Source organism: Streptomyces sp. NPDC045701, from assembly GCF_056432045.1.
Genome location: NZ_JBWKJV010000013.1, coordinates 119,668 through 145,423, shown reverse-complemented (window position 1 = coordinate 145,423; position 25,756 = coordinate 119,668). Strand labels below are relative to the sequence as shown.

At 69.7% G+C, this 25,756-nt stretch carries 24 protein-coding genes, 1 tRNA gene and 2 pseudogenes; 14 read left to right on the top strand and 13 right to left on the bottom strand.

Features of this window, described 5'->3' with window-relative positions; genetic code table 11:
- Nucleotides 1–273: 273 nt before the first annotated feature.
- The 6 genes from AC07DW_RS17110 to AC07DW_RS17085 all read left to right on the top strand — a co-directional run bounded on the left by AC07DW_RS17110 (nt 274) and on the right by AC07DW_RS17085 (nt 4,951).
- Nucleotides 274–705, top strand: a complete 432-nt coding sequence (locus AC07DW_RS17110; protein ID WP_189548307.1) for a DUF3052 domain-containing protein — start codon at nt 274–276, stop codon at nt 703–705.
- Between the two features lie 110 nt (nt 706–815).
- Nucleotides 816–1,301 (top strand): peroxiredoxin, encoded by a 486-nt coding sequence (locus AC07DW_RS17105; RefSeq protein WP_478858455.1) that lies wholly within the window; start codon nt 816–818, stop codon nt 1,299–1,301.
- 114 nt (nt 1,302–1,415) lie between these two features.
- Nucleotides 1,416–1,991 carry a TerD family protein gene (locus AC07DW_RS17100; protein WP_478858454.1) on the top strand — a complete coding sequence of 192 codons (576 nt, stop codon included), beginning with the start codon at nt 1,416–1,418 and terminating at the stop codon, nt 1,989–1,991.
- 296 nt (nt 1,992–2,287) lie between these two features.
- Nucleotides 2,288–2,863 carry a TerD family protein gene (locus AC07DW_RS17095; RefSeq protein WP_478858453.1) on the top strand — a complete coding sequence of 192 codons (576 nt, stop codon included), beginning with the start codon at nt 2,288–2,290 and terminating at the stop codon, nt 2,861–2,863.
- 83 nt (nt 2,864–2,946) lie between these two features.
- On the top strand, nt 2,947–4,071 hold the full coding sequence (locus AC07DW_RS17090) for a DUF475 domain-containing protein (RefSeq protein WP_478858452.1): 1,125 nt from the start codon (nt 2,947–2,949) through the stop codon (nt 4,069–4,071).
- A gap of 139 nt (nt 4,072–4,210) precedes the next feature.
- Nucleotides 4,211–4,951, top strand: a complete 741-nt coding sequence (locus AC07DW_RS17085) for a TerD family protein (RefSeq protein ID WP_478858451.1) — start codon at nt 4,211–4,213, stop codon at nt 4,949–4,951.
- A 12-nt stretch (nt 4,952–4,963) separates the two neighbouring features.
- Here AC07DW_RS17085 and AC07DW_RS17080 read toward each other — a convergent pair whose 3' ends face one another.
- Nucleotides 4,964–5,899, bottom strand: a complete 936-nt coding sequence (locus tag AC07DW_RS17080; RefSeq protein ID WP_478858450.1) for a TerD family protein — start codon at nt 5,897–5,899, stop codon at nt 4,964–4,966.
- Between the two features lie 167 nt (nt 5,900–6,066).
- On the opposite strand from AC07DW_RS17080, the gene AC07DW_RS17075 reads away from it, so the two are divergent.
- Genes AC07DW_RS17075 through AC07DW_RS17065 form a run of 3 tightly spaced genes read left to right on the top strand, consistent with a single transcriptional unit; the run spans nt 6,067 to nt 10,552 of the window.
- Nucleotides 6,067–7,230, top strand: a complete 1,164-nt coding sequence (locus tag AC07DW_RS17075) for an HpcH/HpaI aldolase/citrate lyase family protein (RefSeq protein ID WP_478858449.1) — start codon at nt 6,067–6,069, stop codon at nt 7,228–7,230.
- Nucleotides 7,231–7,244: 14 nt separating this feature from the next.
- Nucleotides 7,245–9,734 carry a phosphoribosyltransferase gene (locus AC07DW_RS17070; protein WP_478858448.1) on the top strand — a complete coding sequence of 830 codons (2,490 nt, stop codon included), beginning with the start codon at nt 7,245–7,247 and terminating at the stop codon, nt 9,732–9,734.
- Entirely contained in the window at nt 9,731–10,552 is an 822-nt protein-coding gene (locus tag AC07DW_RS17065) for an HAD family hydrolase (RefSeq protein ID WP_478858447.1), read from the top strand. The genes AC07DW_RS17070 and AC07DW_RS17065 overlap by 4 nt, the downstream gene beginning before the upstream one ends.
- Here the strand turns inward: AC07DW_RS17065 and AC07DW_RS17060 are convergent.
- The 4 genes from AC07DW_RS17060 to AC07DW_RS17045 form a co-directional block, all read right to left on the bottom strand.
- Nucleotides 10,521–11,132 (bottom strand): DedA family protein, encoded by a 612-nt coding sequence (locus AC07DW_RS17060; RefSeq protein ID WP_478858446.1) that lies wholly within the window; start codon nt 11,130–11,132, stop codon nt 10,521–10,523. The two genes, AC07DW_RS17065 and AC07DW_RS17060, sit on opposite strands and share 32 nt — an antisense overlap.
- Nucleotides 11,133–11,229: 97 nt before the next feature.
- Nucleotides 11,230–11,445: an FmdB family zinc ribbon protein gene (locus AC07DW_RS17055; protein ID WP_478858445.1), complete on the bottom strand. Its 216-nt coding sequence runs from the start codon at nt 11,443–11,445 to the stop codon at nt 11,230–11,232.
- A gap of 21 nt (nt 11,446–11,466) precedes the next feature.
- The gene (locus tag AC07DW_RS17050) at nt 11,467–12,762 is read right to left on the bottom strand and encodes a hypothetical protein (protein WP_478858474.1); all 1,296 of its coding nucleotides are present in this window, start codon (nt 12,760–12,762) and stop codon (nt 11,467–11,469) included.
- Between the two features lie 122 nt (nt 12,763–12,884).
- A complete protein-coding gene (locus AC07DW_RS17045; protein ID WP_478858473.1) occupies nt 12,885–13,637 on the bottom strand; it encodes a DUF4097 family beta strand repeat-containing protein in 753 nt (250 codons plus the stop codon).
- A 191-nt stretch (nt 13,638–13,828) separates the two neighbouring features.
- Here AC07DW_RS17045 and AC07DW_RS17040 point away from each other — a divergent pair.
- Nucleotides 13,829–13,903: transfer RNA gene (locus AC07DW_RS17040), tRNA-Val, on the top strand.
- Between the two features lie 68 nt (nt 13,904–13,971).
- Here the strand turns inward: AC07DW_RS17040 and AC07DW_RS17035 are convergent.
- The 4 genes and pseudogenes from AC07DW_RS17035 to AC07DW_RS17020 form a co-directional block, all read right to left on the bottom strand.
- Nucleotides 13,972–14,640, bottom strand: a pseudogene (locus tag AC07DW_RS17035) (site-specific integrase); the annotation flags it as partial.
- A gap of 47 nt (nt 14,641–14,687) precedes the next feature.
- Nucleotides 14,688–15,362: pseudogene (locus tag AC07DW_RS17030) on the bottom strand (nuclease-related domain-containing protein); the annotation flags it as partial.
- A 1,062-nt stretch (nt 15,363–16,424) separates the two neighbouring features.
- Nucleotides 16,425–17,408, bottom strand: a complete 984-nt coding sequence (locus tag AC07DW_RS17025) for a hypothetical protein (RefSeq protein ID WP_478858444.1) — start codon at nt 17,406–17,408, stop codon at nt 16,425–16,427.
- A complete protein-coding gene (locus tag AC07DW_RS17020) occupies nt 17,405–18,547 on the bottom strand; it encodes a nucleoid-associated protein (RefSeq protein ID WP_478858443.1) in 1,143 nt (380 codons plus the stop codon). Before AC07DW_RS17020 ends, AC07DW_RS17025 begins: the two co-directional genes overlap by 4 nt.
- Before the next feature lie 401 nt (nt 18,548–18,948).
- Between AC07DW_RS17020 and AC07DW_RS17015 the strand changes: the two genes are divergently transcribed.
- On the top strand, nt 18,949–19,575 hold the full coding sequence (locus tag AC07DW_RS17015; RefSeq protein WP_478858442.1) for a hypothetical protein: 627 nt from the start codon (nt 18,949–18,951) through the stop codon (nt 19,573–19,575).
- A 1,048-nt stretch (nt 19,576–20,623) separates the two neighbouring features.
- The gene (locus tag AC07DW_RS17010; RefSeq protein WP_478858441.1) at nt 20,624–21,178 is read left to right on the top strand and encodes a flavoprotein; all 555 of its coding nucleotides are present in this window, start codon (nt 20,624–20,626) and stop codon (nt 21,176–21,178) included.
- Nucleotides 21,179–21,485: 307 nt separating this feature from the next.
- Here the strand turns inward: AC07DW_RS17010 and AC07DW_RS17005 are convergent, their stop codons facing one another.
- On the bottom strand, nt 21,486–21,560 hold the full coding sequence (locus AC07DW_RS17005) for a 50S ribosomal protein bL37 (RefSeq protein WP_372460710.1): 75 nt from the start codon (nt 21,558–21,560) through the stop codon (nt 21,486–21,488).
- Nucleotides 21,561–21,732: 172 nt separating this feature from the next.
- Here AC07DW_RS17005 and AC07DW_RS17000 point away from each other — a divergent pair, with 172 nt between their 5' ends.
- Both AC07DW_RS17000 and AC07DW_RS16995 read left to right on the top strand, forming a co-directional pair.
- Nucleotides 21,733–21,906 carry a hypothetical protein gene (locus AC07DW_RS17000; protein WP_478858440.1) on the top strand — a complete coding sequence of 58 codons (174 nt, stop codon included), beginning with the start codon at nt 21,733–21,735 and terminating at the stop codon, nt 21,904–21,906.
- Between the two features lie 30 nt (nt 21,907–21,936).
- Nucleotides 21,937–22,167, top strand: a complete 231-nt coding sequence (locus AC07DW_RS16995) for a DUF2277 domain-containing protein (protein WP_478858439.1) — start codon at nt 21,937–21,939, stop codon at nt 22,165–22,167.
- A 143-nt stretch (nt 22,168–22,310) separates the two neighbouring features.
- Here AC07DW_RS16995 and AC07DW_RS16990 read toward each other — a convergent pair whose 3' ends face one another.
- From AC07DW_RS16990 to AC07DW_RS16980, 3 genes are all read right to left on the bottom strand, one after another.
- Complete coding sequence (locus tag AC07DW_RS16990) at nt 22,311–23,051, bottom strand: DedA family protein (protein WP_478858438.1); 741 nt, start codon at nt 23,049–23,051, stop codon at nt 22,311–22,313.
- A 259-nt stretch (nt 23,052–23,310) separates the two neighbouring features.
- Nucleotides 23,311–23,751, bottom strand: a complete 441-nt coding sequence (locus AC07DW_RS16985; protein ID WP_478858472.1) for a DoxX family protein — start codon at nt 23,749–23,751, stop codon at nt 23,311–23,313.
- 60 nt (nt 23,752–23,811) lie between these two features.
- A complete protein-coding gene (locus AC07DW_RS16980) occupies nt 23,812–25,638 on the bottom strand; it encodes an FAD/NAD(P)-binding protein (protein ID WP_478858471.1) in 1,827 nt (608 codons plus the stop codon).
- Between the last annotated feature and the right edge of the window lie 118 nt (nt 25,639–25,756).

The window sequence follows — 25,756 nt, the reverse complement described above, 5'->3', positions numbered from 1 at the left end:
CAAGGCGGCCATGTGTTTCGTTCGGTCGTTCGGCCCCTACGGGCGCACGGAAGGAGTAGAAGCGAATAAAGTGGGTCAAGAGCCGTGGTGCGGATCGCGGGCAAGGGCGGGAAGGTGCCTTGAGTTGCGGCGAGACGGCCCCAAAAGTCACCGTTTCGGCGGTCTCGATCGCCGGGTACTTGCGCGATCCGCCCCGCACGTGTGGACTACGCCCAATGCCACGCGTACGCGCGCGGCCGACGCACTTTCCAAAAAACGATCAGGAGGCAAGCCGTGAGCGCGACCGCGGACCACGCGGAGGAGCGGACCAACCCGGCGGCAAAGCTGGGGTTCGAGCCCGGACAGGTGGTCCAGGAGATCGGCTACGACGACGACGTCGAGCAGGAGCTCCGTGAAGGCATCGAGGCCATCATCGGCCAGGACCTCGTCGACGAGGACTACGACGACGTCGCTGACGTCGTACTGCTGTGGTTCCGGGACGACGACGGCGACCTCACGGACGCGCTGGTCGACGCCATCGGTCTGATCGACGAGGGTGGGCAGATCTGGCTCATGACGCCCAAGACCGGCCGGGACGGTTACATCGAGCCCAGCGACATCAACGAGGCCGCCCAGACGGCGGGCCTCTCCCAGACCCGGAGCATCAACGCCGGCAAGGACTGGACCGGCAGCCGCCTGGTGACCCCGAAGACCGCCAAGCGCTGACTCGTCCGCCACCCGTCCCCCAGCCACAGGACCCCCGCCGACACCGGTCGGCGGGGGTCCTGTGCGTAGGGTGGGAGCCCACGAGACCCAGCGAAGGGATGCTTTCTGTCATGGCGATCGAGACGATCGAGGCGACCGCGCCTGTCCAGGTCGGCACCGAGGCCCCGGATTTCGAGCTGAAGGACAACCACGGCCGTACCGTGTCGCTCGCGGACTTCCGCGGCCGGAAGAACGTCGTGCTCCTCTTCTACCCCTTCGCCTTCACCGGAGTGTGCACCGGCGAGCTGTGCGCCCTCCGTGACGAGCTGCCGACGTTCGTCAACGACGAGACCCAGCTCCTCGCCGTCTCCAACGACTCGATCCACACGCTCCGGGTCTTCGCCGACCAGGAGGGGCTGGAGTACCCGCTGCTGTCGGACTTCTGGCCGCACGGCGAGGTCTCGCGGGCGTACGGCGTCTTCGACGAGGAGAAGGGCTGCGCGGTCCGCGGCACCTTCATCATCGACAAGGAGGGCGTCGTCCGCTGGACGGTCGTCAACGGTCTGCCGGACGCCCGGGACCTCAACGAGTACGCCGCGGCGCTCGACACCCTCTGATTCTTCGCCCCAAGAGCCTGCTCACGACGGGAACCGGTCACTAGGATCCAGTCGTTGATCCGACACCAACGCACCACGGGGGCGCGCTGCCCCTGAAAACCAATGGAGGGACTCGTGGGAGTCAGCCTCAGCAAGGGCGGCAACGTCTCGCTGACCAAGGAGGCCCCGGGCCTGACGGCAGTCACCGTCGGTCTGGGCTGGGACGTCCGCACCACCACCGGAACGGATTTCGACCTCGACGCCAGCGCCATTCTGGTCAACGCCGAGGGCAAGGTCCGCAACGACCAGGATTTCGTCTTCTTCAACAACCTGAAGAGCGCCGACGGCTCGGTCGAGCACACCGGTGACAACCTCACCGGTGAGGGCGAGGGCGACGACGAGCAGGTCAAGGTCGACCTGGCCAACGTCCCGGCCGACGTCGCCAAGATCCTTTTCCCGGTGTCGATCTACGACGCCGAGACCCGCCAGCAGTCCTTCGGCCAGGTCCGCAACGCGTTCATCCGCGTCGTGAACCAGGCCGGCGGCGCCGAGATCGCCCGCTACGACCTGAGCGAGGACGCCTCGACGGAGACCGCCATGGTCTTCGGCGAGCTGTACCGCAACGGCGCGGAGTGGAAGTTCCGCGCCGTGGGCCAGGGCTACGCCTCGGGCCTGCGCGGCATCGCGCAGGACTTCGGCGTCAACGTCTGACCCGCACCCCGGCGACGGACGGCGCCGCCCAGGCCCGCCCCGGCCCGCTCCGGGAGGCCGCCCCCGGGCGGTCGCCGTCCCGGCCCGCGGGGCGACGGGCCGGCGCGGCCCGCCGCCCGTCACGCTCCGGGGGGCACCGGCTCACCGCCGTGCCGTCCCGTCCGGCGCCGCACGTTTCCGTGCGGCGCCGGACGTGCCTTACCGCCCGCTCCGCACGCGGTGACCGCGCCCGGGCCGGGGGGCCGGGGACTTCCCCGGAACAACGCAGCAGCACATCTCAGGGGAGGAACACCGTCATGGGCGTCACGCTCGCCAAGGGAGGCAACGTCTCCCTCTCCAAGGCCGCACCCGACCTCACCCAGGTGCTGGTGGGACTCGGCTGGGACGCGCGCTCCACCACCGGAGCGCCCTTCGACCTCGACGCCAGCGCACTGCTCTGCCGCGACGGCAGGGTGCTCGGCGACGAATGGTTCGTGTTCTACAACAACCTCACCAGCCCCGACGGCTCCGTCGAGCACACCGGTGACAACCTCACCGGTGAGGGCGACGGCGACGACGAGTCGCTGATCGTCGACCTTCCCAGGGTGCCGGCCGACGTAGACAAGATCATTTTCCCGGTGTCCATCCACGACGCCGACAACCGGGGCCAGACCTTCGGCCAGGTCAGCAACGCCTTCATCCGGGTGGTCAACCAGGCCGACGGCCAGGAGCTCGCCCGCTACGACCTCAGCGAGGACGCCTCCACCGAGACCGCGATGATCTTCGGCGAGCTCTACCGGTACGGCGGGGAGTGGAAGTTCCGAGCCGTGGGACAGGGGTATGCGTCGGGGCTGAGGGGCATCGCTCTAGACTTCGGGGTCAATGTTTCCTAAAGCTCGTCTCCGGGTTCGTTCAAAGCCCGGCGCGCACGGCACGGGGGAGACCCGTACCCGTACTTAACACGATTGGGTAGCCAGTGGTTCTGAAAACCTTCGGCTGGTCGTTCGCCATCACGGCGATCGGCCTCGCTTTCGCCGCCTGGCAGTGGGGCTGGGAGGCGTTCGGGGTCGTACTGATCCTGTCGATCCTCGAGATCTCACTGTCGTTCGACAACGCGGTCGTCAACGCCGGGATCCTCAAGAAGATGAACGCCTTCTGGCAGAAGATCTTCCTGACGATCGGCATCCTGATCGCGGTCTTCGGCATGCGGCTGGTGTTCCCCGTCGTGATCGTCGCCGTCAGCGCCAAGGTCGGCCCCATCGAGGCCGTCCAGCTCGCCATGGACAACCCCGGGCGCTACGAGGACCTCGTCACCGACGCGCACGCCGCCATCGCCGCCTTCGGCGGCATGTTCCTGCTCATGATCTTCCTGGACTTCATGTTCGAGTCGCGCGAGCACAAGTGGCTCGCCTGGCTGGAGCGCCCGGCGGCCAAGCTCGGCAAGGTCGACATGCTCTCGGTCTGCATCGCGCTGATCGTGCTGCTGGTCACGGCCATGACCTTCGCCACCCAGGCGCACACCAGCACGGGCCATGCCGACAAGTCGGCCACCGTGCTGCTGTCGGGTGTGGCCGGCCTGATCACGTACCTGGTCGTCGGCGGTCTCTCCGGCTACTTCGAGGACAAGCTGGAGGAAGAGGAGGAGCGCGAGCACGAGGAGGAGGAGAAGGCCAAGAAGGAGGGCAAGCAGGTCTCCGCGGTCGGCCTCGCCGGCAAGGCCGCTTTCTTCCTCTTCCTGTACCTCGAGGTCCTGGACGCCTCCTTCTCCTTCGACGGGGTGATCGGCGCCTTCGCCATCACCAACCACATCTTCTGGATGGCGCTGGGCCTCGGCATCGGCGCGATGTACGTCCGGTCGCTCACCGTCTACCTGGTCCGCCAGGGCACGCTGGACGACTACGTCTACCTCGAGCACGGCGCGCACTACGCGATCGGCGCGCTTGCGGTCATCCTGCTGATCACCATCCAGCACGAGATCAGCGAGCTGATCACCGGCTTCATCGGCGTCTTCCTGATCGCCGCGTCCTTCCTGTCCTCCGTGCGCCGCAACAAGGCGCTGGCGGCCAAGGGCGAGGACGACAAGACGCACATCACCGTGTGACATTCGCCGGGGCCCGCCGGAGTGTGGGGGCCCCGGCATTGAGGAACGCTTCCGTTGCGGGGCGGCCGGGTGCTCCCGGCCGCCCCGCCGCGTATCCGAGCGGATCCCGTGGGGGAACCGGACGACTGGGGGTGGGAGCATGGCTTTCTGGGACAACCTGTGGCGGAACGACGCGGCGCGGTTCGACTCCGGCAGCGCCTCGACGAACGCGATCGACCTGACCAAGCGCCGCCCGTCCGTCTCCCTCAGCAAACAGGGCGCGGCGACCGGCAACCTGCGCGTCAACCTCTCCTGGCGCATGCGCACCTCCGACATCGAGGGCCGGTCCCGCAACAGCGGCCGACTGCTGCGCCACCCCCTCAAGCTCTTCAAGCCCGACGTGGTCCAGGCCCACACCCAGGGCGTGGTCAACGTGGACCTCGACATCGGCTGCCTGTACGAGCTGAAGGACGGCACCAAGGGCGTGGTCCAGCCACTCGGCGGGTTCTTCGGCGACCTGAACGCACCGCCGTACGTGAAGCTCAGCGGCGACGACCGGTTCGGCGCCCCGTCCGGCGAGACGATCTTCGTCAACCTCGACCACCGGGACGAGATCGCGCGCCTGCTGTTCTTCGTCTACATCTACGACCAGACACCCGCGTTCGACCGTACGCACGCCACGATGACGCTCTACCCGAGCAACGGCCCGCGCGTCGAGATCGAGCTCGACGAGCGCGCGCCGCAAGCCCGTTCGTGCGCGGTGTTCATGCTGGAGAACGTCAAGGACGAGCTGGTGGTACGGCGCGAGGTCCGCTTCGTGTACGGCTTCCAGGCCGAGCTGGACCGCCTGTACGGCTGGGGGCTGCAGTGGGGGCGGGGCTACAAGGCCGGCAAGGTCTGAGGCCGTGCGCCGTCAGGGACGGACGAACTGCGGCCCCATCGGCGGCAGCCGGAAGTTCGGGTCCGGCGCGTGAGCGGCGGCCGCGGCGGGCTGAGGGTAGCCGTACGCCGGCTGCGCCGCGCCGTGCTGTCCCTGCCCGGGCTGCTCCCCGCCGGGCCCGGCCGGGCCGCCGTGCGGGTAGCCGTACGCGGGCTGCGGCGAACCGGGCCGGGGGTAGCCGTACGCGGGCGCGGGCCCCGGGGGCGTCGCCGGTGCCGGGGGCGCCGCGGGACCGGGCGGCGCCGGGGGTGCGGGCACCGCCGTGGTGGGCGCGTTCGCCGACGCGTCCGCCATCCGGGCGTCCGTCGTCGGCTGCCCGTCCGCCTGGCGGGCCTCTCCCGCCCTGTCCGCCTCCTCGGCCTCGTCCACCGAGATCCCGAACGCCGTGGCCAGACCGATGAGCCCCGTCGGATACCCCTGGCCCACCGCGCGGAACTTCCAGCCCTCCCCGCGCCGGTACAGCTCACCGCAGATGATGGCCGTCTCCTCGCCCGTCTCCGGCTTCACCTCGAAGACCGCGAGCGGCTCCGCGGCGCCGGAGCCGGCGTCGTACAACAGGATCCGCAGATCCCCGACGCGGTCGAAGGTGTCCCCGTCCGACGACGCCGCCAGCACCACCTGGTCCACCGACGGGTCCAGCGCCGCCAGATCCGCCTCGACCGAGTCGGTAAGCCCCTCCGTCACCCGCTTCTTCGACAGCCGCCGCACCAGCCCCGAGGGGTGGCGCGGCTGGTTGTAGAAGACGAAGTCCTCGTCCGAACGCACCCGCCCGTCGGTCCCGAGCAGCAGGGCGGAGGCGTCCACGTCCGGCACCCCGGGGCCCGGGGTCCAGCACAGTACGGCCCGTACGGCCGTGGCGTCGAGCGGGACGTTCGAGCCCTTCAGCATGGCGTGCGTCATGTCCGACATCCTGCCTGGCCGCCCACGCCGCGGACAACGCGGGGGCCGCGCGGCGGGGGCGAGAAGCAGACGAGTTACCTGAAGTTCATGCCCGGGGGGAACCTCCGACACCGGTACGTACGTACTATTACCGGCCACATGTCATCAGGGCCGTCACGGCAGTACGGGGGATACTCATGCGTCATTTCGGGCACATCCCGGCCACTGCCCGGGCCGGGCTCTTCCACCGGGAGCCGTGCGAGTTCGACGCCGACTCCCCGGCACGCGTCCTCGCCGCCGCCCTCGGCGCCACCCTCTACAGCCCCGCCACCCGGCCGCGGCTCGCCGACGACGTGCTGAAGCAGGTGCGGCGCGGCGTCGTGTCGATGGTCCTGTGCCTGGAGGACTCCATCGACGACAGCGACGTCACCGGGGCGGAGGAGAACCTCGTCCGCCAGTTCGCCGACCTCCGGCAGCGGGACGGCGAACCGCCGCTGCTCTTCATCCGCGTACGGACAGCGGAACAGATCACCGACCTGGTGCGGCGCCTCGGCCCGTCCGCCCGGCTGCTGTCCGGATTCGTCCTGCCCAAGTTCACCGAGGAGCGCGGCGGGGCGTTCATGGAGGCCCTGACCGTGGCCGAGAACAGCTGCGGACGGCGACTGTTCGCCATGCCCGTGCTGGAGTCGCCCGAGCTGCTCCACCTGGAGACCCGGCGCGAGACGCTCGCCGGCATCGGGCGGATCGTCGACAAGTACCGCGACCGGGTCCTCGCACTGCGCCTCGGCGTCACCGACTTCTGCTCCGCGTACGGGCTGCGCCGCTCGCCCGACATGACGGCGTACGACGTCCAGATCGTCGCCGGCGTCATCGCGGACGTCGTCAACGTCCTGGGCCGGTCCGACGGAACCGGCTTCACCATCACCGGCCCGGTGTGGGAGTACTTCCGCCTCCAGGAGCGCATCTTCAAGCCGCAGCTGCGCCGCAGCCCCTTCATGGAGCAGCGCGCCGACGAACTGCGCACCGCGCTGATCGAGCACGACCTGGACGGGCTGCTGCGCGAGATCGAGCTGGACCGGGCCAACGGCCTGCTCGGCAAGACCTGCATCCACCCCTCCCACGTACTGCCCGTGCACGCGCTGTCCGTGGTCAGCCACGAGGAGTTCAGCGACGCCCAGGACATCCTCCGGCCGGAGCGGGACGGCGGCGGGGTGCTGCGCAGCGCCTACACGAACAAGATGAACGAAGTGAGACCCCACCGCGCGTGGGCCGAGCGGACCCTCCAGCGGGCGGAGGTCTTCGGCGTCGCGAAGGAGGACGTCGGCTTCGTGGAGCTGCTGGCCGCGGGGCTGGTCAAGTGAAGGAGAACGGGAACGTGACGGTCTGGTCGGGTACGTGGGTGTCGGAGCGGCTCGGGGTCGAGCTGACCGGCGACCGGCGGCTGCGCGAGCTGCTGGGCCTGGCGCTGCGGCGCAACCCGAAGCGGGCGCACCTGCTCGTCTCCCACGTGCTCGGCAAGCACGTCCCGCAGAGCCCGGGTGTGGTGTGGCGGTCGGGACACGACCTGGGCGTCCGGGTCCGGGAGCTGCTCGGCCCCGCCGAAGCGGCGCGGGCGGTGGTGCTCGGGTACGCGGAGACGGCCACCGGCCTCGGCCACTCGGTCGCCGACGGCCTGGGCACCGCCCCGTACCTGCACTCCACCCGCCGCCCGGTGCCCGGGGTCGCCCGGGCGGGCGGCTTCGAGGAGTCCCACTCGCACGCCACCTCGCACCTCCTGCTCCCGGAGGACCCGGCGCTCCTCGCGGGGCCCGGGCCGCTGGTGCTGGTCGACGACGAGTTCTCCACCGGCAACACGGTGCTCAACACGGTGCGTGCCCTCCACGCGCGCTACCCGCGCGAGCGGTACGTGATAGTCGCCCTCGTCGACATGCGTTCGACCGCCGATCGGGACCGCCTGGAGGCGTTCGCCTCGGAGATCGGCGCCCGCGTGGACCTGGTCACCCTGGCGGCGGGCACGGTCCTGCTGCCCGAGGGCGTCCTGGAACGCGGCCAGGCCCTGGTGGCCGAGTACGAGGCGGCGGGTGCGGGTGCTGGTCGCGTGGCTTCCGGTGGTGCGGGTTCCGGTGGTGCCGGTTCGGGTCGGGCGGGGACGGCCGGCCGGGGCGCGGCACCGGCCGTGCGGCGTGTCGAGCTCGGGTGGCCGGACGGCGTACCGGACGGCGGCCGGCACGGTTTCACCCCCGCCCACCGCGCCAGCCTGGCCGCAGCGCTGCCCGCCATGGCCGCCCGGGTCGCCGACGCGCTGGGGCTCGCCCCGGGCGCCGCGGGGCGGGCGGCCCCACCCCGCGTGCTCGTGCTGGGCTGCGAGGAGCTGATGTACGCGCCGCTCGCGCTGGGCGTCGCCCTCGAGGAGCTCGGCGGCGCCGAGGTGCGGTTCTCCACCACCACCCGCTCGCCCGTCCTCGCCGTCGACGACCCCGGCTACGCCATCCGCACCCGGCTCGTCTTCCCCGCGCACGACGACCCCGCCGACGGCCCGGGCGACCGGTACGCCTACAACGTCGCGGGCGCCGGCTTCGAAGCCGTCGTCGCCGTCGTCGACTCGGCCGCCGACACCCCCGCCCTCCACGCCCCGGACGGCCTGCTCGCGCAGCTCGCCGCACACGTACCGCACGTGCTGCTCGCCGTCGTACCGTCCTACGCCCCCGCCGAAAGGGCCACCATGCTGCCCGACCCCCTCCGAGGCCCCGCCTTCTCGTCCTACGCCCCCGAGGACGTCGGCTGGCTCCTCCAGGACCTCTCCGACGTCCAGCTGGAGGCCCCGACCGAGGAGCGCGAGGAGGCCATCCAGAGCGGCGGCGCCCACTACGCCGAGTCCCTCCCCGTCGAGTACCAGCCCAGCGACCGGTACCAGGCCCTCTTCCACACCGCCCTCGACACCTCCGCCGCCCGCATCGCCCGCGCCGTCGGCACCGTCACCGAGACGGTCCTCGTGGAGCGGTCCCCGCGCCCCGTGCTCGTGTCGCTGGCCCGCGCCGGCACCCCCGTCGGCGTACTCATGCGCCGCTGGGCGCTCCACCGCCACGGCCTCGACCTCCCGCACTACGCCGTGTCCATCGTGCGCGGCCGCGGCATCGACACCAACGCGCTGCGCTGGCTCCAGCAGCACCACGAACCCGCCGACGTGGTGTTCGTCGACGGCTGGACCGGCAAGGGCGCCATCACCCGCGAACTCGCCGCCGCGCTGGCGGACTTCCCCGGCTTCGACCCGGAGATCGCCGTCCTGGCCGACCCCGGCTCCTGCGTCCGCACCTACGGCACGCGGGAGGACTTCCTCATCCCCTCCGCCTGCCTCAACTCCACCGTCTCCGGCCTCATATCGCGCACCGTCCTGCGCGCCGACCTCGTCGGACCGCACGACTTCCACGGCGCGAAGTTCTACCGCGAACTCGCCGGCGCCGACGTCTCCACCGCCTTCCTCGACACCGTCGCCGCCCACTTCGACGACGTCACCACCACCGTCGACGCCGAGGCCAAGGAACTCCTCGCCACCGACCGCACCCCGACCTGGGAGGGCTGGGCCGCCGTCGAGCGCATCAGCGAGGAGTACGGCATCCACGACGTCAACCTGGTCAAGCCCGGCGTCGGCGAGACCACCCGCGTCCTGCTCCGCCGCGTCCCCTGGAAGATCCTCGCCCAGCGAGGCGCGGGCGCCGACCTCGACCACGTACGGCTGCTCGCCGAACAGCGCGGCGTACCGGTCGAGGAGGCCGACGGCCTGCACTACACCTGCGTCGGGCTGATCCACCCCAAGTACACCAAGGGCGCGACCGGCGCCGACGGCAGGGCGGTGGCCGGCCGATGACCCTGACCACCCTCATCGCCAGCGACCTCGACCGCACGCTCGTCTACTCCGCCGCCGCCCTCGCCCTGACCATGCCGGACGCCGAGGCGCCGCGCCTGCTGTGCGTCGAGACCTACCAGCACAAGCCGCTGTCGTACGTCACGGAGACCGCCGCCGCGCTGCTGGCCGAACTCCCGCGGCACGCCCTCTTCGTCCCCGCCACCACCCGCACCCGCGAGCAGTACCACCGCATCCGGCTCCCCGGGCCCCCTCCGCGGTACGCGATCTGCGCCAACGGCGGGCACCTGCTGGTCGACGGCGTCTCCGACCCCGACTGGCGGCGTACGGTCGCCACCCGCCTCGCCGACGAGTGCGCCACCCTCGACGAAGTCCGCGGCCACCTTCTGGCGGTCGCCGACCCGGCCTGGCTGCTGAAGGAACGCGTGGCCGAGGACCTCTTCGCCTATCTGGTCGTCGAGCGCGCCCTGCTGCCCGACGGGTGGATGCGGGAACTGGCCGCGTGGGCCGCGCCGCGCGGCTGGGCCGTCTCCCTCCAGGGACGCAAGGTGTACGCCGTACCCCAGCCGCTCACCAAGAGCGCCGCGGTCCGCGAGGTCGCCCGCCGCGCCGGAGCGGACCGCGTGCTGGCCGCCGGCGACTCGCTGCTCGACGCCGACCTGCTGCTCGCCGCCGACCGGGGTTGGCGGCCCGGCCACGGGGAGCTCGCCGAGACCGGGTGGAGCGCCGACCACGTCGACGCACTGGAGGAGCGGGGCGTGGCGGCCGGCGAGGAGATCCTCCGCCGGTTCAGCTCCGCCGTGCGCCCGTCCCCGGCTTGAACAGCCGCACGCCCACGAACGCGGCCACCGCGCCGACGGCCACCACCAGCACCACCTTGGAGTACAGCGACACGTAGTGGGTGACCTGCTCCCAGTTGTCGCCCAGCGCGTAACCGGCGAGGATGAAGGCGGTGTTCCAGATGGCGCTGCCGAGCGTCGTCAGCCCGAGGAAGGTCGGCAGCGGCATGCGCTCGATGCCGGCCGGGACGGATATCAGACTCCGGAAGATGGGGATCATCCGGCCGAAGAACACCGCCTTGGTGCCGTGCCGCCCGAACCACGCCTCCGTGCGCTCGATGTCGGCGACCTTGACCAGCGGCAGCTTGCTCGCGATGGCGATCGTCCGCTCCCGGCCGAGCAGCGCGCCGACCCCGTACAGCGCGAGCGCGCCGATGACCGATCCGGCCGTCGTCCACAGCAGCGCGGCGACGAGGTCGATCCGGCCGGTCGCGGAGGCGAACCCCGCCAGCGGCAGAATCACCTCGCTGGGCAGCGGCGGGAAGAGGTTCTCCAACGCGATCGCGAGTCCCGCGCCGGGCGCGCCGAGGGTGTCCATCAGGCTGTTGATCCAGCGTTCCATGGCTCCACGCTAGGCAAGCGGAGCTGAAGGCACACTGAAGGCCGCCGCACACTTTTCCCGAGGTCGCCACCTCGGCAGCTGGGCCCCCAAGGGCGGATCAGCCGCAGCACCCGCCACCGCAGCAACCGCCGCCGCCCTGGGACGGAGCGGGCGCTCCACCCTTGGCCGTACCGCCCACGGCGACGGCGGACAGCAGCTTGACGGTGTCGTCGTGCCCGGCCGGGCAGGCCGCGGGCGCGGACGACTCGGCCATGGGACGGTTCAGTTCGAAGGTGTCTCCGCAGGTGCGGCAGCGGTACTCATAGCGAGGCATGGCCCCAGATTAACCGCGCCGTCAGTGTGCGCCGCCCAGCTCTTCCCTGATCATCTCCACCACACGCGCCACCGACGCCCGCACCGCCTCCGTCTCGGTAAGGAAGTGCCAGTAGTCCGGGTGCCGGCCCTCCAGACCCGCGATCGCCCGGTCCAACCGGGCCACCGAGTCGTCCAGCGGCCGCGCATGACGCGGATCGGGCTTGAGCCGGCCGGCCATGGCGAGCCGCTGTGCGTCCCGGATGGCGAACCGGGTGCGCTGGATCTCCGCCGCAGGGTCCTTGGACACGGCGTTCAACCGGTTGAGCCGCTCACCGGCGGCCGACACGGCCTCATCGGCCCCGTTCAGCAACGCCCGCACGGTCGACAGGAGCGCCGTGGCGTCGGCCCACCGCTGCTCCGAGCGGGCCTGCGCCGCCTCGCGGAGCTTTCCCTCCGCCTGGTGCACACTCTCCGCGGCCTGCTCGGGAACGTGCTGGAGGTCCTGCCAGCACGCGGCGCTGAACCGGCGGCGCAGCTCGCTGAGCACCGGCTCGACCCCTGCCGCCCGGTTCGCGAGGGCCTGCGCCCGTGTCCGGAGGGACACCAGCCGCTTGTCCGTCTCGGCCGCCCGCTCCGGCAGCCGTTCCGCCTCCGTCCGGACGGCTTCTGCGTCCCGCAGGACCCGGTCGGCCCGCTGCAATGTCTCCGCGACGCCATGCTGCCCCGCGCCCTGGTTGAGCTTGGTCAGCTCCGGCCCGAGGGCGGCCAGCCGCGCCGCCAGATCATCCGCCCGCAGCCCGGAGGCACGCACCGCGTCGAGAGCGCTGCTCGCCGAGCGCAGCGCCTGCCGCGCCCGCTCGACGGCCGGCGCCAGCCGCGCGAGCTGCGTCTCTGCCTTGTCCAGCAGTGGCCCGAGCCCCCGCTCGAATGCGTCCAGCTCCCCCTTCACCCGCACCAGGTCGTCCTTGGCCCGGTTCAGCTCGCCCTGCGCCCGCGAGGCGACCGAGGCATCGAGGTCGTCCCGGTCGAGGTCGTACGCGTCGACCGCGGTGATGTACGTGTGGCTCACCTCGTCGATCCGCCGTCCCAGAGCGGCGAAGTCGTCCACCGCCCGGCGCGCTCCCGGCGACGCGTCCACCGCCGTGATCGTCTCGATCGAGATCCGCAGGTCCCGCTGCGCCGTGTCCAGCTCGTAGAACGCCGCCGCGGCCGCGTCCTTCGCCGCCTGCGCGTCCGCCCGCCGGCTCTCCCCGCGCCCGCCGAACCAGCGCCGCGTAGGGCCTCCGGCGAAGGCACCGGGCAGCACGGCGAGCGCCAATGGCACCGGCAACAACATCAGCGCGAGGACATCCTTCACGTACCGCCGCGCGTGTGTCGCCGTCACATCCGCTCCCGTGCCGTGTGTCCGCCCCTGACCGGTTCATTCTCCCACCAGGTAAGGACGAACACACGGGCCGATCAGTTCGCGCCCCGGACCATCACTTGCCCGTTGTCACTGTGGGCCGTCACCACGTGCCCGCTGCGTGCGTCGGTCGGCACCCCCACCTCCACCTCCCCGTTGTCGCTCCCCGCCCGGACCGCGTACCGCGTGCCCCCGCGCGGCAGTTCGACGGCGATGTCCCCGTTGTCGTTCACAGCCTCCACCCGGTCCGGCACCGCTCCGAGCGCCAGACGTATCTCCCCGTTCCCCGACCGCGCGACCACGCTCTTCGACGTGGCACCCTCCACCCGCACGTCGCCGTTGTCGCTCCGCAGGTCAAGCGGCCCGCGCGCGTCCCGCACCGTCACCGTGCCGTTGTCGGACGTGACTTTGAGCGTCGTCTCGAAGCCCTCGGCGGTCACATCGCCGTTGTCGTCCTCCACCGTCACCGCCACCCCACGAGGCACCCGCACCTCGTGCCGCGCCGCGCAGTTGCTCACCAGCGCGTCGCACTTCACCCGCAAGGTCAGCCGATCGCCCTCCAGCCTCCACACCGGCGCCGGCCCGTCCCCCAGCACCACCCACCCGTCGACCTGACGGGTCACCTCCACGTCCTTCACATCCGCCGGCACCAGCACCAGCTCCGAATCGTCGGCGTCCACGACCAGCGTCTCGCCCCGGAACCCGAACGCCTTCCGCTCCACCGGCGCCCCGTCCACCTCGGCACCCCCGCACCCCGCCAGGCCGATCCCGCCCAGCACCACCCCGCCGACCACCACGACCGCCCGCATCCGACGTGCACCCACGACGACTCCCCCGGTAGACCTCTGCCTCTCCCCGCTCACGCTACGTGTCCACCCGACCCACCCGCGATCCGGCCACCCACCCTTCCCCAGGTGGGGCTACCCCCCCTGCCCCGGCCGCCCGCCGCTGGGTTTGCAGGATCCACGGGTCGGCCATGTACGCTGTTCACTCACTCCACGGGTGCGTAGCTCAGGGGTAGAGCGCTGCTCTTACAAAGCAGATGTCGGCGGTTCGAAACCGTCCGCGCCCACCAGTCAAAAGACCCCCAGCCGATCATGGCTGGGGGTCTTTGACATCCGTACCTGACATCAACGGCCGTGGTCATTGGCGGCCGGGACGCCTCCTGAGCAGCCGGTCCATGTGGCTGACCGCCTCACGCTGTGTGTCCTGGACGACGTGCGTGTACACGTTCATGGTCACCGCGATCTGGCTGTGACCAAGGATCTCCATCACCACGCGGGGAGCCACCCCAGCCGCGGTGAGCAGGGTGGCGCAGCCGTGCCGGGCATCGTGCAGCCGGATCACCCGAAGGCTGGCAGGCCGGGCGACGCGGGTGAACGACCGGTACAGGTTCCTGGGCTCGATCGGCCGACCGGTCCGGGTGGTGAAGACGTAGCCCGTTTCCTCCCAGGCGGTGCCGGCCTTCTCGCGCATGGCCGCCTGGCGGAGACGCTGCCACCGCAGCGGAGCGACGCAGATCGCGGGCAGGGGAAGCGTCTGCTTCCGGCGGCGCCCCTTGGGATCGTCCTCGTACGTCTCTCCGCCGACACGCTGCCGCTGGGTGCGGACGCGTATTTCGCGCCGGTCCAGGTCGACGTTCTCCCAGCGGAGCCCAGCGATCTCACCGCGTCGGAAGCCGAGGGCGATGGCGATGACGAAGGCTGCGTAGAGCGGATCGGCCCGGGCAGCGGCAAGGAAGTCCAGCGTCTCGTCCAGCGACCAGGGCGACAGGTCCCGAGCCTCCACGGAGGGTGGCTCCACCAGCGTCGCGATTGGGTGGCCGCGACTTTCACGTCGGTAGCCCCGACGAAGACGAGAACCGGTTCCACAGGCACGGGAAAGTCGCAGTAGCGCTCCAGCACCCTTCGTACGCGCTCAGCCTCCGCCCGACTCTTGCGGGGGTACGGTTTGGGCTTGCCGCGGTTGATCCTCGCGATGTCGTCGCCCACCCACACTGCCTTGTTCGGGTGGTGCTTGGTGTTGACGCTGAACACCCCGCCAGGGCCGATGAATAAGTGATCAATGTCCACACCTCGGGGGAGGGGGATGGAGTGCAGGACTCTCCACCCCTGACGCTCCAGACGGCCCAACTCGGCTCCTACACGCCGTTCACCGACGAGCCCTGTGCGCCATGAGTCACCGTCAGTCGGCCGCCGCAGCACCCAGGCAACGAACCGCTCCAACGGACCCGGGCCCACCTCGTCAAGCTTTGCGCGCACAGCCGTGCCAGGGGGATTCGAGGCTAGGTCGTCCCGGGGCGTCAAGGGAGGCAGCGACGCGGTTGCCCGGACCGCTGCTGGGGTGGCCGGCGGAGTCGGCGAGATCTGCCGTAAGTGCTGGGTCAGCACCGTCAGCGCGGCATCTCGGTAATCATCGCGCAGGACCGTGATCTTGCCCGTTTTGCAGTCAGCCCAGGCGACGGCTGTGCCATCCGGCAGGTTCGCGTACAGACGATCATGTCCGTAACGGTTCCAGCGCACGACCTTGAGCATTGCCATGACCACCCCTTGACCAGCCTGAATGACGGTTCCGGCATCGCAGCAGGAAGGGCGGCACCACCACAAGACCACAAGCGCGGTAAGACTTTCCCTACTTCATCAAGGCCCGCGCACGGCGCGGGCGCGCGCCGCCTCGGCGGCGCGGCCCGGCCACTGTCTTCGCCCGGCCTGGCCGCGCCAGGCGGCGCGCCGCGTGCAGCGGGCGAAGGGCGGAAACCCGCTGTGGCTGGGGCGGCCGGCTCCACGGCTTTAGGCAGCCACCATGGGGCGAGCCTCTAAGATCATGGCCCCAACGTCGTGCTTTAGCGGGCAGGTCCACAGACTGCCCGACGCGCCGGAAGCTTACGGGGCTATGATCTCTCGCCCCATGGCAGCTCCCGCCCAAAGCCGCTCCACCGACCTGAAGACCAGGAGCTTGCGCTCAAGGGACTGCTGCCCCTGCGCCTTCTGACATTCCAACTTGTTGAGATGGTACGGATGTCTCGGTGATCTCTGCCTGCTGGTGAAGCTTCTTGTAGCTGGTCAATGTGATACTTCTCCAAGCTACGTAGAAGCCCACCGTAAGTAACAAGCCGAGCCCCGTAACGACAGAGATCAGTATCGGACGATCCTGTACCGGAAAGCGAATTATGACAAGATCCGCAGAGACGAGCAGAAAAATGCTATTTAGGAACCACCCTCGGCAAATCCTCATTCGAGAGCGCGCATAGTCTGCGCGCGCGACAAGGTCTGGGAATCGGTTAACTGAGCGCCGTGCGGCCGCATACGTGGAATTTGAGGTAAAGTGCCGCGCACGCAAACTTCTGCGCTTGAATTTCAGAAGGAGATCCGCGCATCGATCAATCAATATTCCGAGTGCGTACGCGAACGCGATCGCCATGCCAGCGACCGGGGCAGATCCAGCAATCGGCCCCACTTTTGATGCAGTGTCGTACCCGGCTGCGGCAGCACCTATACCGATGAGCGCCACGAGCGACCCGATTCCGACGACTAGCACCTCGATGAACATTCCAGTAGCCGCTGCCAGACCGGGCGCTTCAGGTTGACTCGGCATGTTCAAAGGGAAACCCCCCAGGCGTCCGCCATGTCATTGAGCATCGACTCGGGAAGTTCATCGACCCAGCGCCCTTGCAGGAGGAACTTAGCGCTGGATAGACGCTCAAAAATGATCAGACTTTCGGGTTGGCTCGCGAGAATATAGCGACCGTGGCGCAAGAAGTGCTCACTCTCCGGACCGTAGTCTTTGTAGGCTCGCTCGAGGTCTACCCGCCGATCCTCGGCGAACTTCGTCAGCCGTTCCGCATAGGTGCTAGGGTCCGGGATGGTCCGCACCAATACGTCAACCACGTCTTCCGATAGGTCGCGCCGCGGTTCGTGGTCCGTAAAGGTGCGAAAGAGGTGTTCCGCCTCATCCAGAAGTTGGTTACCCTGCGCAGCATCGGGGTACAGTGCCAAGGCTTCAACCCCCCGTCGGACCTCAAGATCGTAGAGTTCGATCAGTGCAATCAAACGGTACAGCGAGCGTCTGACATCGGAGGGTACGGCCCCCGACGCCGGCTTGTACATAAGCTTGTGCGACATGCGTGCCCAGAGGTCCGTGGCCTCGGTGCGAACCTGTATCTCGCACTCGTAGGGCTCACCGTCGTCGCTTCGCTGGTCCCCATACGCCACCACCTGAACGTGTAGGCGGGGGTACTGAAGACGATCTTCGGCTCCGCTCACGTACCGGTCATCTTCAGGCTCGCGTACGAGGGTTAGCGACTCTCTGAGTAGATCAACGACAGGGTCGAGGAGCCCGCTGTGCTGGACGACTATACGAACGCCGGCCTTGTCAGTGATCTTGGCCCATGGGTCGTCGTACTGCTTGTATTGGGCTTTAGTGACGAAGCTGGCTACTTCCTTGGCTCGAAAGGAGACCTCACAGTTAATCCGTGCGCGGGCAGCTCGGCGGCGAATGTGAGCCGCAGTTAGCCTCGCAGCAGTCTCAATGCGAGGCCGTTCACGTCGAAAGCGCTCAAGGGCTTCATCGGATGAGTTCACGCCTCGTCCGATTCGGTTACGGAAAATCCATCGAGACTTTGCGGACCTTGAGGGGCGTCATCTGATTCCGCAGCCTTCGGTCGACGCCTGCCACCAGGAGGCGAATATGTCGTGGTAGTGGTCACCTCCCCCGTGATTATCACACTCGTCCGACCATCCCCCTGATCTTCGAGCAGCACAGTTTCATGATCCCCCATTGCATCAAGGGGGGCCACAATGAAGACGCCATTAGCGAAGCCCAGCCGCATGTTTTTGAGCTTGTTCTCCAGGTGCTCTGTATCCTTGTCGAAGACTCTGGCGGGAACTTCTGCGCCGGTGAGGAATTCTGCGAAGCTGTCACGGTGGACGAGGTCAAGGTTCTTCTGCGCGAACGCGATCGGATCGATCACGGGGAAAGGGCTCTGGAGTTCCGTTAGAGCGGCCATCAAGTAATTGATTTTAATGTCTGGATCCGTGATGTACTCGTTGATCCAGTCTGTGGTTGCGTCGTGGAATCGCCGAGTAATCTCACGCGGCTCGTTCTTCTGCTGGCATCCAAGGAATCGCTCAAGGAAGAAGGTTGCCATTTTCCCGGACAGCTGACGATCGGCAGCCCAGCCCTCAACCCTGTCGCCAGTGGCGCCGCTTTCAGGGAAAAGGGCAACTTTGTGGATCTTTGACTTTTCCGTCATGAGAAGGTCGGCAAGATATTTGACATCGAAAGTGCGCAAACCGTTGACAACGGTCTCCGTGGCCTGCATGCCGGTTTCCTGCTCCAACTTGACTAGGAGCAGAGCCCTTTCTCCTCCTAGCCGAGCTTCTGCCACCAGGAGCAATCCAGCGGAGTTTACTCCCGATTGGCTACTACGTAGTAGATGGACCATATCCACGGACACATCTACGAGATTCACCTCACTCGTCAAGAATGAGTGAACAAAATCCGGAAGAGTGGATTTGGCGTCAGGATTCTCGACTACTTCTCGCCCTGTAGAAGCCAATACGCTGCGAAGTTTGGCCTGCAGCGCGGTGCGGACTGCGTCGTTCAGGTTGCATACTGCCTGACTCAGCGGGATTTCTTCGGCGGGGTCCGTGCGCTTACGTCGCGGCACAACGTGCACAATCGCCTGCTCAATGATCAGATCACCGAAATCTGTGCGCAACTTCCCCTACCTCGCGGCTACTCGCACGTGGATGACCACGTTGTGGCGGCTACCGGCACCACCCAACTGGCAACGGTTGACTGCGGATCCACCCAGCTGGCTGGGGCGGCCCCCTGTATGCGTATGGTGACACATTGCAATAATCATGGGGAGGGTATGCCAGTTTCAGGGTGGTCGCGCTCAGATGCTGGTGCCGCGGTCGGGCCCGCCACCAGGAGCCAGCTGGCCAGCTTGCCGGAGCCCCCGCGGCCATATCCGCTTCTGGGAGGTCGCCAACGGGCCTCCGCACATCCTGGGTGGTTGCGTCGTCAGGTTCTTCGGGGGTGTGGCCGGATCACTCCCTTGTGGCTACCTCGAGCCTCTGTCACACAGTTGATGGCGGACGATCGGGGGGAAGCGGCATGGCTGCGTCAGATGAGAACGGGCTCACGCCTTCGGCGTGGGCGGTGGAGCGGTTCGCACAACAGGCTGGCAGGCTCGCTGCCGCAGTCCCGGTGCAACTGGCTCGGGCTCATGCGCTAGCTCACGACGCACACCGCGCGGCCGGTTTGAAGAAGCGAAGCCCCTATGGCTCCACCCTCGCAGAAGCGGTCAGAGAGAAGCTGGCAGACATGGCGCGGGAGTTGGGCGAGCCAGTACGAGACGTTCGCGGGTACGAGTACGCAGTGATCAATGATCACGCGCTCTTCCCCTTCAGGTACGCAGACAGGCCTAGGCCTCTTGATCGCGCACGACTGCCGTCCAATGCTTCTCCCACGCGCCGTCGGCTGTTTCGGGCGCATGGGCCGGAACAGCCAGAAGGGTTGTTCGATCTCGACGACGGCATGACGACGGAGGCGTACCTCGATCTGCATGAGGTGTTCGAGGAGCTAGGAGCCTCCACGAAGCTCATCTGCGTGTTCTTCACCGCTGATGCAGAGAACGGTATCCACGCCATCTATTGGGGAGAAGCACACCTCGAAGCTGACCGCACCTTCACATGGCCCCATAGCGAACAGCTCCCAGTCGCCTCCCAACCGTTCCAGTGACCACCGACGCGCGGCCTATTCGTGGACGGGGAAGGGCTTGCAGCCAGACTCAGACGCCTTGACCAGCCAGAGCGTCTGATTGGCATGGGGCCTCCGGAGCCGTGTGCCCCGCCGTGCCCCCTTACGCGCCTTCCCGGCCCGCCTGGCTGGCGAGACGCTGTCAGTGTCCGTGCGGGTTCTTGGAAGGGAGGGGAGAGAGCGTGAGTCAACCAAAATGTGGGGCTCCGAAGAAGGGCGGGGGCAGGTGTACGCGGTTGGCTGTCGTGGGCAGCGGCCAGTGCTACCAGCACCAGGGAAAGTGGACAGCCCGCGCACAGGCGGACCGAAAGAAGAAGGAAGCCGAAGCGAAGAAGCAGGAGCTTCGGAAGAAGAAGCGGTCCTGGTGGTGACCGGCGGCTGACATCCGCGGCTGACATCAACCAGGGTGGACGCGGGCGGTCTCACGCGGTCGGCAGTGGCAGGGGAGTACCCAAGTCGTTGGCCGCGCAGGGGCCGTCCGGGCGAACTTACAAAGCAGATGTCGGCGGTTCGAAACCGTCCGCGCCCACTTGATCGGCAGTACGACGAAGGCCCAGGTCATCCGGCAGTTTTCCGGAGCCCTGGGCCTTGTTCGTTCCTACGCCGTCACGGAGGGGAGCGGGCGGCGTGCCACTCACGTGCCAGATGGTCCGCGATGTTGCACCTGGCGAATTCGGTGCTCCACGTGATCAGCGAGCTCATCGTCGCGACAGGCGCTGGCGACCACCATGGGGTGGTGGGGCGAGCTAGAGCAGCAGCGACGTACCGCAACCGCAACAGTGTCCGTCGATGGCCTTGCGTAAGCGTTCTCAAGGGCTGTGGTCGACGGGACGCAGGTGGGGCGCGGTTCGCTGTCGGTGCCCGCTTCCGTCGCCGCCGTACGTGGAGCGGCCGCCGGGGATGCGGCGGTTCCCGGGGGGGGAGGGTCGGCCGGGGAAGTCGGGGTGGGGCACCTGACCCGGGGCGGGGAGTAGGTGTGTCGGCCAAGGCCCCGGCCAGGGACGCGTGTTGGGTGTGATCGGATGGGGGCATGACGAGGACCCTGTATCTGTTCTGCTCAGCCGCTCCGCCCGTGTTCGATGTCGCCAGTGTGATCGAGGACGCTCAGCGCAGGGGCTGGGACGTGTGCCTCGGGCTGACCCCGACCGCCGCTCGGTGGCTGGAGCACGGGCTGGACGGGCTGGCGGCGCTGACGGGGCATCCCGTGCGGGTCGAGTACGAACTGCCCGGGCAAACAAACCCGTGGCCCGCGGCGGACATCGTCCTGTTCGCGCCGGCCACGTTCACCGTGGTCAACGAGTGGGCGCTGGGGCTGACGGGGAAGTTCGTCGTGAGCATGGCGTCCCAGGGCGCCGGGAAGCGGATCCCCACGGTGATGATGCCCTGCGTGAACGAGGCCCACGTGCAGCATCCGGCGTTCGGTACGTCGGTGGCCACGCTGCGCGCGGCCGGAGTGCGGGTGCTGTACGGCGAGGGCGCCTACCTGCCCGATCCGCCGCGTGCGGAGCTGTCCGGCGGGTTCCCGTGGGGTGTCGCGCTGGACGCCGTGGAACGCGCCGCCGGGCGGGAGCCGGCCGGGGCCTGACCGACATCGGTTGCGACCGGCCTTCGGGGCCCCGACTGACTGAGCCCGGAGGGGCGTTGTCAGTGGCGGTTCCTATCGTGGGAGCCGGTAAAGATCACCGCACGGCACCACGGCGGGCGCCACGCACGTCATGTACGCCGAGGTATGGGCGGTGCGTGAGACCGACGTCGGCCGGGCCGGACGGGGCCGGGGAGTTCTTCGCGAGCGAGTACCGCCCGCGATCTGCTGTTGCGCCACGTACGCACGTGCCGCCCCGGGCACACGGCGGTGCCGGCGCGGCGGGTGCTCGTCGCGGCGGAGGACCGGCTCAGGTGTTGGGCCGCTTGCCGTGGTTGGCGCCCTTCTTCTTGCGGGCGCGGCGCTTGTTGCCTCGCTTGGACATGGTGTGTACCTCCGTTCGCCAGTTTAGGCGCGGTGCGTGCGTCGCGCAGTGGGCGCCGGACCCCGCGTGCGACGGAGCGCACCTTCGTGGGACCGCCGTGCGCCCTGCCTGGGCGATGGCCGGGAGCGGGACGCTGCATCCGGGGGAACACCGATGCGTAGCAGGAGGCGACATGGCTCGTGCACAGTCCAAGTGCGGCGCGCGCACCAAGCAGGGCGGGTGCTGTCAGCGCCTCGCCATGGTGGGGGCCTCGCGGTGCCACCTGCACCGCGGGGACTGGGCCACCTACACGATCGAGAAGGAGAGGGAGCGGGAGAGGGAGCGGCGCAAGCGGGCGAAGCGGTGACCAGGGGACGGGCGGGCGCACACTGGGAGCATGTGCCGCAGCATCAAGACCCTTCGCCCGCCCGTGCTCCCGACCGAGGCCACCGAGGAGGACATCCACGCCGCAGCCCTGCAGTACGTCCGGAAGGTGTCCGGCTTCCGCGCCCCCGCCGCGCACAACCGGGAGGTCTTCGAGCGGGCCGTGGAGGAGGTCGCCGGAGCGACCCGGCGGCTGCTCGACGGACTCGAGGTGCGGGGCGCGGCACGCGCGGCCGAGCACTAGCACCGGGTACCGCCTCGGGCCGGGTCCGGGTCGGCGGCGAGGCGTGCCGGGTCCATGCCGGTGATCGGTGGACGGCCGGCCCGAGAGGACCGGCGGCGGGGACCCGCGGCCGCCGACCCGGGCCGGCGAGGTGCCGGTGGCCGTCAGGCGGTCGGCGCGGGTGCCGGGTGCGGAGGCGGTGGCGCGGACGGCCGGGACGGGACGGCCGTCCGGGTCGGCACCGGAACGGCTGTTGCCGCGGCCGCGGTGGGCGGCGCGGCCGGGCCAGGGACGGCGGTACGGGCCGGTACCCGTGACGCGGCACCCGAGGGGGCCGGGGGGCGCCGTACGACGTAGGCCGCCAAAGCGCCCGCGAGGGACAGGGCCAGGACCGAAACGGCCACACCGGTCCAGGTGGCGCCCAGCCACCGGCCGCCGAAGTAGCCCAGCGCCACGCTGTACGAGGCCCACGCCACGCCCGCCAGCGCGGACCATGGGACGAACTGGCCGGCCCTGCGGCGGGCCGCGCCCCAGCCCAGCGAGACGACCGAGCGCCCGGCCGGCGCGAACCGCGCGATGACGACGAGGACACCGCCACCGCGCGCCAGGGCCGCGCCGAGACGTTCCTGCGCGGTGGTCAGCCTGTGCGACCGGGAGATCAGCCGGTGCAGGCGGGACCGCCCGCGCCAGGCGAGGCGGTACGCGACGAGGTCACCCACCACGGAGGCGGTGGCCGCGCAGAGGGTCAGTGCGAGGAGGGAGCCGCCGCCCGTCGCGGCGACCGTCGCCGCGGTGACGACCAGGATGCCGCTCGGCAGCACCGGCAGGAACACGTCCAGCAGGACGGACACGGCGACGGCCGCGTAGATCCACGGGCCGGCGGCCACGCTTTCGAGCACCTTCACTCCCCGGTCCCGGTGAAGCCGGTCCCCTGGAGCGGCGGCGGCTGGACAGGCCGAAAGCGTACGACGAGGGGCGGGCGGTGCGGTGACCCGGGCGGGGACCGGCGGCGACTGTGTGAGGTCGGCGGCCCCGCCCGGGCCCGCGAGCGGGACTCCGCCCGGTTTCGTACGTCGGAGCACGGGCGGGTCTGGCGTCCGGGCGCGCACGGGGACCCGGGGGAGAGGCAGCGGAGGGCAGGGCGGGGCGGAACCGCGCGGCTCGCTACGCGACGACCGGCTCACGTCCGCGGTCGGCCGCCCGCGAGGAGGAGAGCAGGCCGTCCAGCGACAGCGCGCCCGGACCGGTGAAGACCAGCAGCAGCATCGACCAGCAGTACATGGCCGACAGCTCGCCGCCGTTCTGGAGCGGGAACAGGCCCATGGGCTGGTGGACCTTGAAGTACGCGTACGCCATCGCACCCGAGGCGATGAACGCGGCGGCGCGGGTGCCCAGGCCGACCAGCACCAGGGCGCCGCCGACGAGCTCGATGACGGCCGCGTACCACCCGGGCCAGCTTCCGGTGGGGACGGTGCCGCCGGTCCCGCCCGCGCCACCCAGGACGCCGAAGAGCGAGGCGGCGCCGTGGCACAGGAACAGCAGGCCGACGACTATCCGGAACAGGCCGAGCACGTACGGGCGGCCCTGATCGAGGCGCGCGGACATCTGGGACATGGGAATCCTTCGGTTGGGGACGGAACCGACGAGCCCCCAGGTTAGGGAGTCCTAATCAATACTTGCAAGTTCAACATTCGGTCGTTCCGCTTCCGTGGCGGAGCACGCGCGGAGGGCGGCTCGAGCCACCGCGTCCGTGTCCGAGAGGGTCACCGAGTCGACGCCCGGCCGGGCGCCCGCCGCCGTCACCCAGTGCACTCCCTCGGTGGGCACGCCGAGGGCGAAAACCGCCTGGTGAGCGCGTCCTTCACGGTCGATCAGGCGGTACGGGGACGGCGTGACGTCCAGCCCTCCGGTGTCGTACCCGTCCACCACGTGGGTGCGGCACTGACCGGACTCCAGCATTCCGGCGAGCAGCGGGTCGCCAGTGCGCCTCAAGTCCGGCTCCGGCAACCGGGCCTCGATCAGTGTGGTGGCCGTCACGGCGGATCCCGGCACGTCGGGCGATTCCGCGACGAACGCGCCGTTGTCGGGACGGACGCTCATCCGGGGTCCGACGACGTCCAGCACTCCCGCCTCGATCAGGGCCGTCATCTCCTCGATGCGGCGGCGCGGGGGGCCGATCGACAGGAAGGCGTTCAGCGGCGTGTACCAGCGGTCGAGGTGGTCCCTGCGCGAGGTGCCCGGCAGCCCCGCGTGGTCGACGACGAGCCGCAGCTCGTTGCGGATGTCGCGCAGCACGTCCAGCGCGGCCTTGACCGGGCCGGCCACGTTGCCGAGCGCCGCGTCGGCCGCGTCCCGGCGCAGGCGCGCCAGCAGCCAGTTGCGGAAATCCGCCGGCGAGCGGAACGTCTCGCCCGCGTACGGGCGCGAGATCCGCTCCCACGACCACCGGTCGCGGTGCGGCACGGCGTACATGTCGAGGGTGTCCTCCGGAGCGGCCAGGAAACGGCTCCGGAAGCCCGGCGGGCGCCGCAGCAGCGTCTCGTAGTACGTCGTCTCGACCTCCTTGGCCACCAGGGGCCATATCTCGTCCAGGAAGTCCGGCGGGTCGCCCGCGTCCGCCCGCTTGCGGAACCTCTCGATGACGTCCGGCGTCAGCAGCAGCGGCTCGTGCCGCGCGGACGCGCCCTTCTCGTTGTCGCCGCGCGCCTGGTACGGGACCCCGCGCCGCGAACCGGCGTACAGCCGGGGCTCCCGGCCCGACGGGCGGTAGAGGCACCGGCCCTTCCCGTCGTACGTGAACACCCCGCCGCGGCCCTCGGTCAGCAGCGCCATGTGGTCGAAGAAGTTCAGGCCCAGGCCCCGCAGCAGCACCGCCTCGCCGGGGGCGATCGGCGTCAGGTCGAGGTCCGCCGGGTTGGCGGGCGGGAAGTGGCGCAGGCCGTGACGCGCCGCGTAGGCGCTCAGGTGACCCGAGGACGGGTCCCGGACGACCGGGAGGTGGCCCTGGGCGAGAACGACCGCGCCCAGGCCGGTGAGGACGGTGCCGTCGTCCAGCACCAGCGTGTGCGGACCGGTGTCGCCCTCCAGCCGTACGGCCCGTGCCGCGTGCACCCGCACCGTCACCTCGGGCGGCGCCTCGGCCACCGTGCGGGCGAACGCCCACTCCAGGTAGGCGCCGTAGCAGGTGCGGGTGGGGTAGTCGTCGGGGCCGAGCCGGTAGGAGCGGGCGGCTGCCCACTCGTACAGGCTGGGCCCCCGGCGTATCGGGCCCTCGCAGGTCACGCTCTCGTCGGTGAAGACGGTCACCTGGCACGCCACCGTGTTCATGAGGAGTTCGGCCGGCTGGTCGGTGCGCCATACGCGCCCGGCGCCCGGCGGAGCCGGGTCGACGACGTGGACGGTCAGCGGGGTTCCCGGGGCCAGCTCCGGGACGGAGGCGCAGAGCCGTTCGAGGACGGACGTGCCGCGGGGGCCCGCCCCGACCAGGGCCATGGCGTGGGGAACTTCGGACGACAAGACTCGGACTCCCGGAGCAGGGGGCGGTGTCGGCGGTGCCCGCGGGGGCGGGCGGAAGTCATCATGCCGGTGCCTCGGTCCTCACCGAACCCCG